The organism is Frigoribacterium sp. Leaf8, assembly GCF_001421165.1.
Taxonomy (GTDB): domain Bacteria; phylum Actinomycetota; class Actinomycetes; order Actinomycetales; family Microbacteriaceae; genus Frigoribacterium.
This window is the reverse complement of the sequence record NZ_LMKB01000001.1, coordinates 708068-721983: the sequence shown is the minus strand read 5'-3', so window position 1 is coordinate 721983 and position 13916 is coordinate 708068. Positions and strand designations below refer to the sequence as shown.

Here is a 13916-nt window from a genome sequence, read left to right as displayed (position 1 = left end):
ACCATGGCTGACCAGCTGCGCATCGTCGTCGGATCGGACGACGCCGGGTACGACTACAAAGAGGTCCTCAAGAAGGACCTCGAGGCGAACGACGGCGTGGCGAGCGTCACCGACGTCGGGGTCGCCGCCGACGGCCACACCGCCTACCCGCACGTCGCCGTCGAGGCGGCCCGCATGGTCGCCGACGGCCGCGCCGACCGCGCGATCCTGATCTGCGGCACCGGGCTCGGCGTCGCCATCGCGGCCAACAAGGTGCCCGGCATCCGGGCGGTGACCGCGCACGACACGTTCTCGGTCGAACGCGCCGTCCTCTCGAACGACGCCCAGGTGCTCTGCATGGGCCAGCGCGTGATCGGCGTCGAGCTCATGCGCCGCCTGGCGAAGGAGTTCCTCACCTACCGCTTCGACACCTCGAGCGCCTCGGCCGAGAAGGTCGCGGCCATCTGTGGCTACGACGGGTCGGGCGAGCGCGTCGGCATCGACGCGGCGTGAGCGATCCGGTGACCGCCCCCGTCCGGCCCTCCCCGGCCCGCTTCACGATCGGGGTGAGCCTCAAGATGTACTTCTCGCACGCGAGGACCCTCGCGTGGAGCACCGAGGTGGCCGAGATCGCGCGGCGCCACCCGGCCGTCCGGCGGGGCGTCGTCGACCTGTTCGTCGTGCCGACGTTCCCGTCGCTCGTCCCCGTGCAGGAGGCGCTGGCCGGCACCTCGGTCCGCCTCGGTGCCCAGGACCTCGCGACCGACGACTCGGGCGCCTTCACGGGCGAGGTGAGCGGCGCCGAGCTGGCCGAGATCGGCTGCACCCTCGCCGAGATCGGCCACGCCGAACGGCGGACGCTCTTCCACGAGGACGACGCGGTCGTCGCGGCCAAGACGGCGGCGGCGCTGCGCCACGGCATCACTCCGCTGCTCTGCGTGGGCGAGGCCGACGAGACGTCGCCCGCCCTCGCCGCGCTCGAGGTGACGCAGCAGATCGACCTCGCCCTGGCGGCAGCCGACGAGGCCCGCCTCCCGGGTGCCCTCGTCGTGGCGTACGAGCCGCTCTGGGCGATCGGCGCACCGGTGCCGGCGTCCGCGGGCCACATCACCGCGGTGGTCGCGGCCGTCGAGGACCACCTCGCCGGGCTGGCCGATCGCGCCGGCAGCCGGGTGATCTACGGCGGCAGCGCCGGTCCGGGGCTGCTGACCGGTCTGGGCGGCCAGGTCCGTGGGCTGTTCCTCGGTCGCTTCGCCCACGACGCCTCCGCGGTGGAGCGCATCCTCGACGAGGCGCTCGCACTCGCGCTCGATGAGGCACCCGCACTCGACGAGACGCCGGCCCCCGACGCCGCACGCCGGGACGAGGTGGCCTCGTGATCGGCCTCAGCACCTACGCGTACTTCTGGCGGGGCAGCGACCTCGTCCCGCAGCCGATGACGCTCGACGACATGCTGCGTGACACGGCCGCGCAGGGCGTCCGGCTGTTCCAGATCTGCGACCACGAGGCCCTGACCGGCTACACCGACGAGCAGCTCGCCGCGCTGCGCGACCTCGCCGACGAGCTCGGGCTGACGCTCGAACTCGGCACCCGGGGCACCGGGCCGACCGTCCTGCGGACGTGGCTGCGCCTCGCCGTCGCGCTGCGCGCCTCCTTGGTCCGCGGCATGTGGACGGCGGGCGACGACCGTCCCGACGCGGCCGAGACCGAGCGCCGGCTGCGCGAGGTGCTGCCCGAGTACGAGGAGGCGGGGGTCACCCTCGCCCTCGAGACCTACGAGCAGGTCGGTTCGACCGAGCTCGTGGCCGTCGTGCGGGCGGTCGCCAGCCCGCGGCTCGGCATCGTGCTCGACCCGGCCAACACCGTCGCGAACCTGGAGCACCCGGCCGACGTGACCGCGCGCTGCCTGCCGTTCGTCGCCAACTGGCACGTCAAGGACTTCGCCTTCTCACGGAAGGACGGCTGGGTCGGCTTCGCGCTCACCAGCACGCCCCTCGGCGAGGGCCGCCTCGACTACGACGGCATCCGTGCCGCGCTCGACGCCCGCGACGGCGGCACCAGCCCCGTCAACCAGGTCGTCGAGCACTGGCTGCCCTGGCAGGGCGATCCCGAGACCACCACGCGGCTCGAAGCCGAGTGGACGACACGAACCATCTCTGAACTAAGGAGCAAGAACAATGACTGACACCCTCGACACGACCGCCCCCGAGAGCACCGTCACGTACGCCGACGGCCAGGGCTCGTCCGACGTCACCGTCGCCGTCATCGGCGCCGGCGGCAAGATGGGCCAGCGCGTCTCGAACAACCTCGCCAAGAGCGCGTACACGACCCTCTACAGCGAGGCGTCGCCCGCCGGCGTCGAGCTGATCGAGTCGCTCGGCCGCTCGGTCACCGCGACCGACGTGGCCGTGGCGGACGCCGACGTGGTCATCCTGGCCGTGCCCGACGTGGTGCTCGGCAAGGTCTCCGAGCAGGTCGTCCCGGCGATGAAGACCGGCGCCGTCATCCTCACCCTCGACCCCGCGGCCGCGTACGCGGGCCTGCTCGCCGTGCGCGAGGACATCCACTACGCGGTGGCGCACCCCTGCCACCCCAGCGTGTTCCTCGAGCGCACCACGAAGGAGGAGTGGGCCGACACCTTCGGTGGCGTGGCCGCCCCGCAGGAGGTCGTCGCCGCGCTCGAGGGCGTGGCCGAGGACTCGCCCGTCCGCGAGCTCATGACGCAGGTCATCTCGACGATCTACGCACCCGTCATCGCCGTGCACTACGTGACGGTCAAGCAGCTGGCCGTGCTCGAGCCGACGCTGGTCGAGACGATGGCCTGCATGATCGGGGCGTTCCTGAAGGAGGCGCTCGAGGAGACCGTCGACGGCGTCGGGGTCCCCTACGAGGCCGCTCGCGCGATGCTCTACGGCCACACCTGGATCGCGCTGACGAACGGCCTGCGCGGCTCGAACCCGTTCAGCGACGCCTGCCACATCGCCATGGACTACGGCCGCGAGTCGATCGTCCGCGACGACTGGAAGAAGATCTTCGACGACAGCCAGCTCGACTCGGTCATCGCGCGCATGCTGAAGATCGACGCCGTCCGCCGCTAGGCCGCGACGCCGGGAACGCAGGAGGCGCGGGTCGCGTGACCCGCGCCTCCTGCGTTCTCGCGTGGTGCGGTGGTCGCCCGGGCCGACCGCCGGGACGACGCCCGTGTCAGGATCGGGTGACCTGCCGCGGCGAGCGGCGACGACGAGGGGATGCGCGGATGGCCGACACGGACGAGATCGTGCACGTGGTGTTGGTCGAGTGGGCCGAGGGGGCCCCGGCCGACGTGGCCGAGCAGGCGACGCGGCTGTCGACCGAGCACCTGACCGGCATCGACGGCGTGCTGTCGGTGTCGAGTGGCGAGAGCTTCAGCCCCGAGCAGCTCGAGGCCGGCTTCGACTGGATGCTCGTGGTGCGCTTCCGTGACGCCGCGGCCCGCGACGGCTACCTGCCGCACCCCTCGCACCAGCCGGTGGCGAGCTACCTCGGCGACGCGTCCGCCCGGGTCGTCGTCTTCGACGTCGCGGCCTGACGCCTGGCCCAGGAGGCGCGGTTCGGCTGACCGGCGCCCGTGCCGACGAGGAACGCCGAGGCGAGGGCGGCCACGATCAGGAGCATCCCGACGGTGTGGTCGGCCGTGAAGAAGACGACCAGGGCGATCGTGGTCAGGGCGAGCGGGGCGAGGGCGCGGAGCCAGTTCGTCACGAGAAGCACTGCTCCTTCATCTCGGTACTGATTGGTCGGGAAAACGCTAGGACGCTCGCGCCGGTCGATGCCAGTCGATTGACGTGATGCCCAGGAACACCGCTCCATTCGCGATCGCACGACGTCGATCCGGCGGTAGGTTCACCTCATGAAGGTCCTCGCCGGCATCGTCACCGCGCTGCTCGTGGTGTCGGTGCTGCTGGTGCTCGCGGTGCGGGCCGACCCGGACGTGCCGCTCGTGCTGTCGGGGTCCGACGCGCGCCTCCCGTACTGCACGACCTACGAGCCGGTGATCGTGGCCGACCTCACGACGGAGACCCTCCCGGCCTGTGCACCGCACGGGGTCGAGCTGCGCTTCCCCGACGGCTTCGTCATCGACCTGCCCGACGAGCCCGGCGCCGGCGGACGCCCCTCGGATCGCTACGACTACGGCTACGTCGACGTCGGGGCGTTCGGCATGTACGCGTCCCGGGCCGACCACGCCTGCGAGGACGTCGAGCAGTGGGGCACACCCGAAGCCATCCGCCGCGTCACCGAGGCCTTCGGCGACGACTACGCCTGCGTGCCCGACAACGACTGACCCCCTCCTTACTGGGGGTACCGGGCCGATTGTCGCGCCCTCGACCATCTCGATACTGTTCGGTATCCAGATGAACCACCGTGTGGAGGTGGTGCCGGGCTCACCCGTCGTCTCCGTCTGGCGCGCTCCCGAAGCGCTCGACCGTCGAGGACACCCCCGCCATGGCTTCATCCTTCCCTGCCCGCCTGCGCCCGCTCGGCACCCGTGCCCGCGCGGTCCTCCGCCCCCGCCTCCTGCTCCGGGCAGTCGTCCTCGCCCTGGTCGTCGTCACCGCGGCCGTCCTGCTCGAACTGCTCGCCCTGCTCATCGTCGGTCTGATCACCGGCGACGTCACCCAGGCCTCGGGTTCGGCCCTGGTCACGACGTCGTTCGTGGTGCGAGCCGTCCAGTACGGCGTCGCCGCACTCACCGTCGTCACGGCCGTCCTGGCGGTCTCGTCGACGATCTCGCAGTCGACCGCCGGGGGTCGACGCACCCTGCGTCGGGGTCTGACGCACGCGCTCCGGTCGCTGCCGCGCCTCCTCGCGGTCGAGCTGCTGCTCGTGCTCGCCGTCCTGGTCGGGGCGCTCGTCGCCCTGCCCCTCAGCCTGGGCGCCCTGGTCACGGCGGGGGTGCTGCGACTGCGGTCCGCCCCGCGTCGGACGATCCGCCGCACGCTGCTCCTCGCGATCCCCTTCGCGCCGGTGCTCGTCGCGGTGGGCCTGACGATCACGGCCCTGCCGGCGTCCCTGTCGCACCCGGACTCGCTGCGGTCGCTGCTCCGCCGGGCGGTCACCACGCTCCGGACCCGCACCGCAGCCGTGGTGGGACTCGTCGTCGCGGTCGGCGCGGTGTCGACCGCCCTGACCGCCCTCGGGGAGGTGGTCCTCGCGGCCCCCACCGCCACGACGGCGCAGACCTCACTCGGCACGCTCGCCCTCGTCGGCCTCGTCGCCCTGTTCCTCGTCGTCGTCGGCAGCGTCTTCGCCGTCCTGCTCCCCCTCGACGACGTGCGCGTCGACCGACGCGGCGGTCCTCGGGTCCCCGGGCGCCTGACCGGCGTCCTGCGTCACCCGTGGACGAAGGCGAGCCCGATCGCCGTCGTCACGATCGTCGCCCTGATGGTGCCGTTCATGCCCGCCGTCAGCGCCTCCGCGGCCGAGGCCCCCGTCACCTCGTCGACCGGTCCGGCCGACCTGCCGACCACCGCTCCCGCCGTCACCCCGCAGCCGACGTCGGGACCCGCCGCCGCGGCGACGAGCCCCGCCGACACCGAGGCACCCGCACCCGCATCCGCGCCTGCTGCCGCACCGACGGTCCCCACCCCGGCCGCGCCTCCTGCACCGGCCGCGGCGCCGACACCGGCACCGGCACCCGCACCGGCCCCGTCGGTCGCCCGGGCCGCCCCGGCCCCGATCGCCACCACCGTCGACGTGCTGCAGCTGGGCGTGGCCACGCTCGGCGAGGACCAGGAGTTCGCGATCGACGTCGCGGCCGAGGGCACGACCGACGAACCCACCGGCACCGTCGAGGTCTTCCGCGACGACCACGACCCCGCGACAGAAGACGTGGAGGTCACGGACTTCGACCTGGCCGACTCGGCCTTCCCCTTCTTCCTCCCGACCAAGGAGCTCGGGAGCACCTCGGTCGACCTGCGCTTCGTGTACGTCCCGGCCGACGCGACCTACGCCGGCAGCGAGCAGACCGTCACCGCCGACTTCCAGCGCGCGCGTCTCGACTACGACTACCGGGCGGTCCACTCGCCGTCGGACTCGATCACGTTCGGTGACGAGCACACCGTGACCTTCTCGTTCACCAGCGACGCCGACGGCGACGGCTTCGTGCTCGAGATGATCGACCAGCGCTCCGGCCCCGTCGCGTCGACCCCGTTCTCGGTCGTCGACGGGAAGGCGACCGTCGTCGTCGACCTCACGGGCAAGCTCAAGGCCGGCCACCACGACTTCATCTTCGAGGTGCCCGACACCGACAGCCACTACGGCACCGGGTCCGAGTTCTCGGGCGTCGACGTCGCCCTCGCCGACACCGTCACCGACCTGACGCTGCAGACGCCCTCGCCCGTGGTCGGCGACCCCGTCGGACTCGTCGCCGACGTGCGCACCGCCGACGGCTCGAAGGTCACCGGAGGCGCGGTGACCTTCTCCCTCGACGGGCGCGTCGTCCGCAGCGTCGACGTCACGAACGGGCAGGCGTACCTGAGCTACACCGGGGCCACGGTCGCCGGGACGTACGACTGGCGGGCCGAGTACAGCGGCCTCGCGGGCTCGGCCCGCTCGTCGAAGGACTCCGACTCGCAGGTCGTCGCGAAGCGCTGGCCGCAACACCAGCCCTGGACCTGGTCGGGTGACCCCGCCGCCGGGACGGCCCACCTCGACTCCTCCTACGTGCCCGTCCGCGGTCTGCCCGCGCCGACCGGTGCGATCACGGTGACGAGCGAGGACCAGGTCGTCGGGCGCGGCACCGTCGCCGCCGACGGCAGTGCCCACGTCCCGGTGGCCGTGCTCGAGGGCATCCACTCGTACCGGATCGAGTACGCCGGCGACCAGACCTGGCTCGGGGTGACCTACGTGGTCGCGCAGCCCACCGCCCCCGTCCTCGACCCGACGGTGACCCTCACGGCACCGACGACCGCCACCCTGGACTCGACCATCCGGCTCACCGCGACCATCGGCGGCGCCCCCGCCTACGCGGTGGACAGCCTCTCGGTCTACCGGGCCCTGCCCGGTGGCACGGCCGAGCTCGTCGACCGGGTCGACCTCGCCGGCGGCCTGACGGGCACCCTCGACGTCGTCGAGCGGCAGCCCGGCGCGTGGCGGTACACGGCCGTCGCACGCTTCGCCTCGGTGGTGGGCGTCGAGCCGATCACGTCCGCGCCGGCCGTCACGACCTGGTCGGCACCGCCCGCCCCGCAGCTCGCCCTGACCGTCGGTGACGGCCCCCACGTCGCCGGGGTCGCCGTCCCGGTGACCGTCACCGCGAGCGCCCTTCCCGGCGGTGGCTTCGGCATCCCGGCCGGGACCGAGGCCACGGTGGCCGTGGTGGCCGGTGACAGCCGGACCCGGCTCGGCACCGTGACGCTGTCCCCCGTGGGCACGGTCCTGTCGGGCACGCTCGACGTCACCCGCCCGTTCGGCGGACGGGTCGACCTAGTCGCGTCGGTCTCGTACGGCTCGCGCCCGTGGACCGCGTCGAGCGCTCCGGTCACGCTGACGACGGCGCCCGCCCCCGCGGCGCTCGAGATCGCCGCGACCGGTCGCATGCAGGTCGGCACCCGCGCGACCTTCGAGGTGCGCCTCCGTCCGGCCGACCGCTCGCTGACCCCGCTGATGCTCGCCCCGGCCACCGTCACCATCGGCGGCGTGCAGTCGACGCTGCTGCTCGAGCGGGCCACCTTCCCGGCCACGTCGCCCTACCTGACCGGACGCGTGACGACCGAGGTGCTCAGCGCCGCGGACCTCACCGCCAGCGTCTCGGTGGCCGGTGACGGCGTGCTCTACGGGCCCACCTCGGCCTCGACGACCGTCTCGGTGCTGAAGGCCCGCACGACCGTCCGGCTCGACCTGCCCGGCACGGTCTTCGCGAGCGGGCGACCGCTGACGGTGTCGCCGTCGGTGTCGAACGTCACCCCGGACGTCGCCCCGAACCCGTCGGGCACCATCACCGTCACGGCCTCGCCGTCCGGCCTCAGCTGCACCGTTCCGGCCGCGGGTGGCCTCTGCGCCCTGCCCGCCGAGACGATCGTCACGGGGCGCAACACGCTCGACGTCCGGTACTCGGGCGACGCGGACCACGAGGGCGCCGTCGACGGCGTGACCGTCACGGGTTCGGCCCGTCAGACGACGCTCGACTGGTCGAGCTCCCCCGACCTGTCGGCCGTCGTCTCGGGCACCCCCGTCACGTTCGGCTGGAAGGTGGGCACCGGTAGCTCGCTGGCGCCGAAGGGGTCGGTCGAGGTGCGCCTCGGCTCCGCGAGTTGCTCGGCCGACGTGTCGGTGGGTCGCTGCACCCTGACCGTCCCGCTGCCCACCAGCTCGTCGCTGTCGACGAAGCTCGACGTGTCGGTGCGCTTCACCTCCGCGGACGACGCGCCCAGCGCCTCCGTGGTCTCGTCGGTCACGCCGAAGGACTGCATCGTGATCACGGCCTACCAGAGCACGGTGACGGGCGACCCGTCGACCGCCTGCCGACGGGGCGACCGTGCCGGGTTCGTCACGGGTGCGTCGGTGACGGCGCGTCACGAGCCCGTCGCCGCCCCGTATCGGTTCGCCGGGTGGTACCTCGACGGCCAGGGGGTCGCGACCAGCGACGAGTACCGCTTCACGGTGACGGCGTTCCAGTCCCTCTCGTTCACGACCCGGTACGCACCGGTCTGCCACACGCTCCAGGTCACGCCGCGGGGCGACATCGTGGCGAAGACCGACCCGGCCTTCGCCTACACCGAGCAGTACTACGCCAAGGGCACGGTCAAGGCCCTGACGAAGCCCAACTGCACCGACCCCCGCACGCCGACCGCCGACGAGCTCGAGCAGCTCGCGAACGGCGAACCGCGCTACGCGGTGGGCACGGTCGTCGACCTGGCCATCACGCCCGTGACGACGGTCGGCCAGGCCCGCCGCAACGGCGGCACACCCTACGTCGTCGACACGGTCGACGGGGCGACGGCGGACGAGCTCGGTCGTGGCTTCTACACGACCACCGTCACCGGCGACCAGAAGGTCAGTGCCACGTTCAAGGCGGCCGAGTGCAGCGTCGTCGACATCCGTCCCGGCGACGGTGGCACGCAGGCGATCATCGCGTCGGAGCGCCCCGGCGAGAGCCGCTACCTGAAGCCCTACGACGGCACCTGCACGACGGGCGACGGCACGGCGGGCTACGTGCCCGGCTCGACGGTGACGGTCAGGGCGACGCCCGACGACGGCACCTACCTCCTCGACTGGCGCACGAGCGACTTCGGTCCGGTGAAGCGCACCGGCGAGGACCCGCTCGCCCTCACGACCCTTGGTGACGCCCCGGCCGGTGGACGGTCGGGTGCCGCGGGCACCGCGACGCGCACCTTCGTCGTGCCGACCCCCGCGGAGGCGCAGCTCGTCATCGGCGTGAACTACGGCGTCGTGCGCTGCGTCGCCGTCACGACGAGCACGGCGTTGCCGATCAGCGCCGACAAGACGGTGCCGGCCTACACGCCGACGACCTTCACCAACGTGGCCGACGGCGACTCGACCTCGATCGACGAGCTGCGTTGCGGCAGCCGTGGCCCGTCGGTGGACCGGGCGGTGACGAAGGGCTTCAAGTCCGTCGTCACCCAGACGGACTGGTTCATCGGGACAGCCATCGTCCGCGCCGAGCGGGCCGACAAGGTCGAGTACGGGTCGCTGCAGGTGAACCGCAACACGGACTACGTCGCACCGGCGACCACGGTCGCCGAGATCCGGTGGTCACTGGTCGACGGCCTCGAGGCCGTCGCCGACGCGGGGACCGACGGCTCGTCACGGGGCCCGGTCCTCTACATGGAGTTCGCCCCCGCAGACCGCGTGTCGATCGCCGCCGACTACTGGTCGGACACGTGCCGCCCGATCCAGTTCAGCTACCCGCAGGGTGGCACGACGCAGACGTCGTTCGACTACTCGGCCAAGTACTCGAGCCGGGTCGTCTGCCCGAACAACTCCGGGGTCTGGGGTGAGACGGTCGTCCTCCGGTCGACGACCCCGACGCCGTCCTCCGTCCGGGCGATCGCCTCGGTCGGCCGGCCGACGTCCGAGGACACGGTGCGGTGGCCCCAGGGAGTCCGGGCAGCCGACGGCCGCCTCTACACGATGCTGAGCCGCGACGGATCGGTCATCGGGACCCCGATGTCCGACGTCCGGATCGAGTACTGCGTCCCCCTGGCCGTCTACGTCCACGTCCAGAAGCCCGACGGGCGGTACGACAACGTGCTCCGCACGGGCAACCGCTTCGGTGACCTCTCCGACCTCGACGACGGTGGTTGGGCCGACATCATCGCGCACGACGGCGGCTGCCCGCCGTTGTGGGGTCGCCCCGGCAGCACCGTCACGATCGGGTTGACCGACTACGGCTCGCTCGGGTACGACCTGCCGGTGGGCCCGCAGACGGTGACGATCCCCACCGACGGCTCCTCCCCCGTGGTCGGCATCTTCCTGCGGACCAAGTGCGCGACGCTCTCGCTGGGCGCCCGGGTGGCGGCCGCCAACGGTCCGAACTGCGACAACGACCCGTCGAAGTACGTCCTCGGAACGGTGGTGCAGATGCAGGCCGACGTGCCGGCGGGTGGCCACCTGAACAGCTGGTCGGGCACCGACCAGACCGAGAACGAGACGTCCTGGGTCGTCATGACGGGCGACCGGTCGGTCACGGCCGACGTCCACACGCCGAGCGTCGGCGAGAAGATCGTGAACGGCCTGTCGAGCGTCGCCCAGCGGACGATCGCCCTGGGGGCCGTGGTGCTCACCGGCATCATGTTGATGGAGGCGACGCTGCTCAAGGTGCTCGGGACGGCGATGTCGCTCGTGTCGACGGGGCTGAAGGCCGTCGGCGTCTCGGGCAAGGGTCTCGACGAGTACGACCGGGTGACCGCGATCGTCACGGCGACCACCGGGATCCCGGCCATGTACGCCGACTGCATCTCGAGCTGGGCGCACGGGCCGAAGCTGACCGAGAGCAGCATCGCCGCGAAGTTCGGGACGAAGGGCGGGGCGGCCCTGGCGAACAAGGCCATCAACTTCGCCTACCCGAAGCTCAAGGCCGAGAAGAGCGTCGCCGGCAGTCAGGGCGTCCAGTGGGTGGTCGACTCGATCGACGCCTTCGGGTCGGGGTCGTACCTCAACGACGCCCGCGACCAGTGGTCGAGCATGGGCTCCACGCTCGGCACGTGCATGGTCGACGGCATGAAGAAGCAGGTGGACCCGATCATCAAGCGGTGACGTAGCGGGCGGAGCCCGGACCGATCGCAGGAGGCGCGGTGCGCGATCGTCGCGCACCGCGCCTCCTCGTGTCGGTCCCGACGGCGGTCTAGCCGTTGGGGGCGACGAGCACCTTCGCGTGCTGCGTCTCGCCGCCGTCGAGCTCGACGAGCAGGGCCGGCAGCTCGTCGAGGCCGACCGTCCCCGTGATGAGCGGCCCCGCTTCGACCGAACCGTCGGCGAGTGCGCGCATCGCGCCGACGAAGTCGGAGTGCGTGTAGGCGAGGCTGCCGATGACCGTCAGCTCGCGGCTCTGCCAGTCGCCGTACGAGACCTCCGAGGTGGTCATCGGGTAGCCCAGCAGCGCGAGCGTGCCGCCGCGGCGGACCAGCTCGGCGCTCGACTGGAACAGCGAGGAGGCGCCGGTGCACTCGTAGAGGACGTCCGCCCCGAGTCCGTCGGTCAGCTCGAGCACGCGGGCGCGGAAGGCCTCGCCGGGTTCGTGGACGTCGGCGAAGCCGAGGCGGCGGGCGGTCTCGCGCCGCGCCTCCATGGGCTCGACGATGACGACGGCTCCGGCGCCGGCGTGGCGGGCGTGCTGAGCGGTGAGCAGGCCGATGGGGCCGGCGCCCTGGACCACGACGACGCCGCCGAGGCGCTGGCCGGCACGGCGCACGGCATGGAAGGTGACGGCGGTGGGTTCGACGAAGCCGAGCTGCTCGTCGGTGAGGCCGTCGAGGGCACGTTGGACGCGGCGTTCGTGGACGGTGACGTGTTGGGCGAAGGCTCCGTGGGTGGGGGCGTCGGGCGAGACACCGTTGGCCTCGGCGAAGGCGGTGTCGCAGTGGTCGGGGTGTCCGGCGCGGCACATGGCGCAGGTGCCGCAGGGCGGGCCGACGCTGGCGACGACGCGGTCCCCCACGGCGACGGTCGTGACCCGGCTGCCGGCGGCGACGACGGTGCCGGTCCACTCGTGGCCGAACACGGCGGCGGGGATGAGCCCGCCGGACGCCCACCCGTGCGTGTCCGTCGCGCACACGCCCGTGTAGCGGATGCGCACGACGACCTGCGACTCACCCGGAGCCTCGAGGTCGGCCTCTGCGAAGGCGACCGAGCGCTCGGCGTCGACGGTGGCGAAACGGGTACGGGCAGGGACGTCGGTCATGTGGACCAGGGTAGGCGTGGACGACAGGTGTCGCCCAGCTTGGGGAGCGAGCACGGCCTGCTTTCTCGTGGCGCTCACTCGCTGTTCCCGGATGCCTCATCGGGCTCGGGCCGCGAGGCTTTCGCGGGACGTTCGGGCCGTGTCGCCTGGACGATCTGCCCGATCATGAGCGCGACGAAGAGGAGCCCCCAGAAGACCGACCCCTCGGGATCGACAGCGTGGACGCCGGCGAAGAGAGCGATGACGGAGCAGTTCAAGACGACCGCCCATTGCAGTTCATAGCGCGACACGGCCTACTCACCTGATCCCGTGGAATTCGTTGTCGACCATCGACGCCTCTCCTCCGATCAGAGCCCGCCCATCACGAGCTACGCCCACCGTAGATCAAACCAACATGTCACGCATCTCATGGTGCACGAACCCTGCCCTTAGTGATCATCGCGGGTGACCCGCTCGTGCCGCTCGACCCCGCGGACACCCGTCTCGAGGCTCCGGCCGGAGCGACGGTGGATGCCGACGGCACGGTCGTCGTGGTCCCCGGTGAGGGACGCTATGAGCTCGACCGCACCGCCGGCACCGTGCTCTTCACGCCCGAGCCCGCCTTCACGGGAACGGCGACGCCGGTGCCCTACGTGGTGAGCGACGCGGCCGGAGCGACCGCCGCCTCCACCCTGACGCCCTCGGTGACCGAGGTCGCGAGGCCCGACACCTCGACCGGCGAGCAGGGCGTCCCCCAGCGTCTCGCAGTGACAGAAAACGACGGAGGCGCGGTGCCGGTCTCCCCCGCCACCCTCCGTCTCGTAGACCCCTCCGGTGTCGACGCCGCCACCGTGGTGGTGCCCGGCGAGGGCACCTGGACGGTCGACGGTGAGGTGCTGGTCTTCACGCCCGAGCCCGCCTTCGTCGGCACGGCGACGCCGGTCTCGTACCGGGTGGACACCACCGCGGGTGACACCGTCGCGTCGACAGCGACCCCGACGGTGACCGCGGCGGCCGTCGTGCCGCCGACGCCGGTCGTGACGCTGCCGGACGTCGCCCTGACGGCCCCTGCGGGCGCCCCGGCAGTCTTCGACCTGCCCGCGGCTGTGCCCGACCTCGTGCCCGAGTCGGTCGTGTTGATCCAGCCGAACGAGACGCCCGCCACCGAGGTCACGACCGACGACGGCACGTGGCAGGTCCAGCCCACCACCGGCCAGGTCACCTTCGCGCCCTCCCCCACCCTCGTCGGCGACCCGACCCCACTCACCTTCGCCGCCGAGCGCGCCGACGGCACCGCTGTGACCGGCCGCCTCGTAGTCGACTACGTCGCAGCGGCGGCGGGTACGGCCCCGACGCCCGCAGCAGACCCTTACGCAACGGCTGCCAGCGGCCCCCTCGCCTGGACGGGTTCGAGCAAAGACGCAACGTCGATTGCCGCACTCATTGGCTTTGCTGCCCTACTCGCCGGCCTTGGCCTAACCATCGCAAGTCGACGCCGACTGTACCGACGTTGGACATCGTCGCCTGCACGGGCTGGGGGCAGGCATGCAGATTAATA

Annotated in this window: 11 protein-coding genes; 8 read left to right on the top strand and 3 right to left on the bottom strand. The window is 72.3% G+C overall.

Annotated elements, in window-relative coordinates; translation table 11 throughout:
• Positions 1–3: 3 nt before the first annotated feature.
• From ASL10_RS03325 to ASL10_RS03305, 5 genes are all read left to right on the top strand, one after another.
• Positions 4–492 (top strand): ribose-5-phosphate isomerase, encoded by a 489-nt coding sequence (locus ASL10_RS03325; protein ID WP_056044276.1) that lies wholly within the window; start codon positions 4–6, stop codon positions 490–492.
• Positions 489–1358 carry a triose-phosphate isomerase family protein gene (locus ASL10_RS03320; RefSeq protein WP_235452353.1) on the top strand — a complete coding sequence of 290 codons (870 nt, stop codon included), beginning with the start codon at positions 489–491 and terminating at the stop codon, positions 1356–1358. The genes ASL10_RS03325 and ASL10_RS03320 overlap by 4 nt, the downstream gene beginning before the upstream one ends.
• A complete protein-coding gene (locus ASL10_RS03315; RefSeq protein ID WP_056044273.1) occupies positions 1355–2164 on the top strand; it encodes a sugar phosphate isomerase/epimerase in 810 nt (269 codons plus the stop codon). Before ASL10_RS03320 ends, ASL10_RS03315 begins: the two co-directional genes overlap by 4 nt.
• Complete coding sequence (locus tag ASL10_RS03310; RefSeq protein ID WP_082460107.1) at positions 2157–3077, top strand: phosphogluconate dehydrogenase C-terminal domain-containing protein; 921 nt, start codon at positions 2157–2159, stop codon at positions 3075–3077. Before ASL10_RS03315 ends, ASL10_RS03310 begins: the two co-directional genes overlap by 8 nt.
• A gap of 158 nt (positions 3078–3235) precedes the next feature.
• Positions 3236–3547, top strand: coding sequence for a Dabb family protein (locus ASL10_RS03305; protein ID WP_056044272.1), 312 nt, complete (start codon positions 3236–3238; stop codon positions 3545–3547).
• Here ASL10_RS03305 and ASL10_RS03300 read toward each other — a convergent pair.
• On the bottom strand, positions 3496–3720 hold the full coding sequence (locus ASL10_RS03300) for a hypothetical protein (protein WP_056044269.1): 225 nt from the start codon (positions 3718–3720) through the stop codon (positions 3496–3498). The genes ASL10_RS03305 and ASL10_RS03300 overlap by 52 nt on opposite strands.
• Positions 3721–3868: 148 nt before the next feature.
• Here ASL10_RS03300 and ASL10_RS03295 point away from each other — a divergent pair, with 148 nt between their 5' ends.
• Both ASL10_RS03295 and ASL10_RS03290 read left to right on the top strand, forming a co-directional pair.
• Entirely contained in the window at positions 3869–4300 is a 432-nt protein-coding gene (locus tag ASL10_RS03295; RefSeq protein ID WP_056044267.1) for a hypothetical protein, read from the top strand.
• A gap of 161 nt (positions 4301–4461) precedes the next feature.
• Complete coding sequence (locus ASL10_RS03290; protein WP_056044266.1) at positions 4462–11235, top strand: Ig-like domain repeat protein; 6774 nt, start codon at positions 4462–4464, stop codon at positions 11233–11235.
• Between the two features lie 88 nt (positions 11236–11323).
• On the opposite strand, the gene ASL10_RS03285 is transcribed toward ASL10_RS03290, so the two are convergent.
• Positions 11324–12379 carry a zinc-binding dehydrogenase gene (locus ASL10_RS03285; protein WP_056044264.1) on the bottom strand — a complete coding sequence of 352 codons (1056 nt, stop codon included), beginning with the start codon at positions 12377–12379 and terminating at the stop codon, positions 11324–11326.
• 74 nt (positions 12380–12453) lie between these two features.
• The gene (locus ASL10_RS03280; RefSeq protein WP_056044262.1) at positions 12454–12669 is read right to left on the bottom strand and encodes a hypothetical protein; all 216 of its coding nucleotides are present in this window, start codon (positions 12667–12669) and stop codon (positions 12454–12456) included.
• Positions 12670–12810: 141 nt separating this feature from the next.
• Here ASL10_RS03280 and ASL10_RS03275 point away from each other — a divergent pair, with 141 nt between their 5' ends.
• Positions 12811–13914, top strand: a complete 1104-nt coding sequence (locus tag ASL10_RS03275; RefSeq protein ID WP_056044261.1) for a hypothetical protein — start codon at positions 12811–12813, stop codon at positions 13912–13914.
• Positions 13915–13916: the final 2 nt, after the last annotated feature.

Excerpts from the sequence above, each read along its gene's own strand:
- ASL10_RS03325 (WP_056044276.1), top strand. The coding sequence starts at position 4 with ATGGCTGACCAGCTGCGCATCGTCGTCGGATCGGACGACGCCGGGTAC.
- ASL10_RS03310 (WP_082460107.1), top strand. The coding sequence starts at position 2,157 with ATGACTGACACCCTCGACACGACCGCCCCCGAGAGCACCGTCACGTAC.
- ASL10_RS03305 (WP_056044272.1), top strand. The coding sequence starts at position 3,236 with ATGGCCGACACGGACGAGATCGTGCACGTGGTGTTGGTCGAGTGGGCC.
- ASL10_RS03295 (WP_056044267.1), top strand. The coding sequence starts at position 3,869 with ATGAAGGTCCTCGCCGGCATCGTCACCGCGCTGCTCGTGGTGTCGGTG.
- ASL10_RS03290 (WP_056044266.1), top strand. The coding sequence starts at position 4,462 with ATGGCTTCATCCTTCCCTGCCCGCCTGCGCCCGCTCGGCACCCGTGCC.
- ASL10_RS03285 (WP_056044264.1), bottom strand. The coding sequence starts at position 12,379 with ATGACCGACGTCCCTGCCCGTACCCGTTTCGCCACCGTCGACGCCGAG.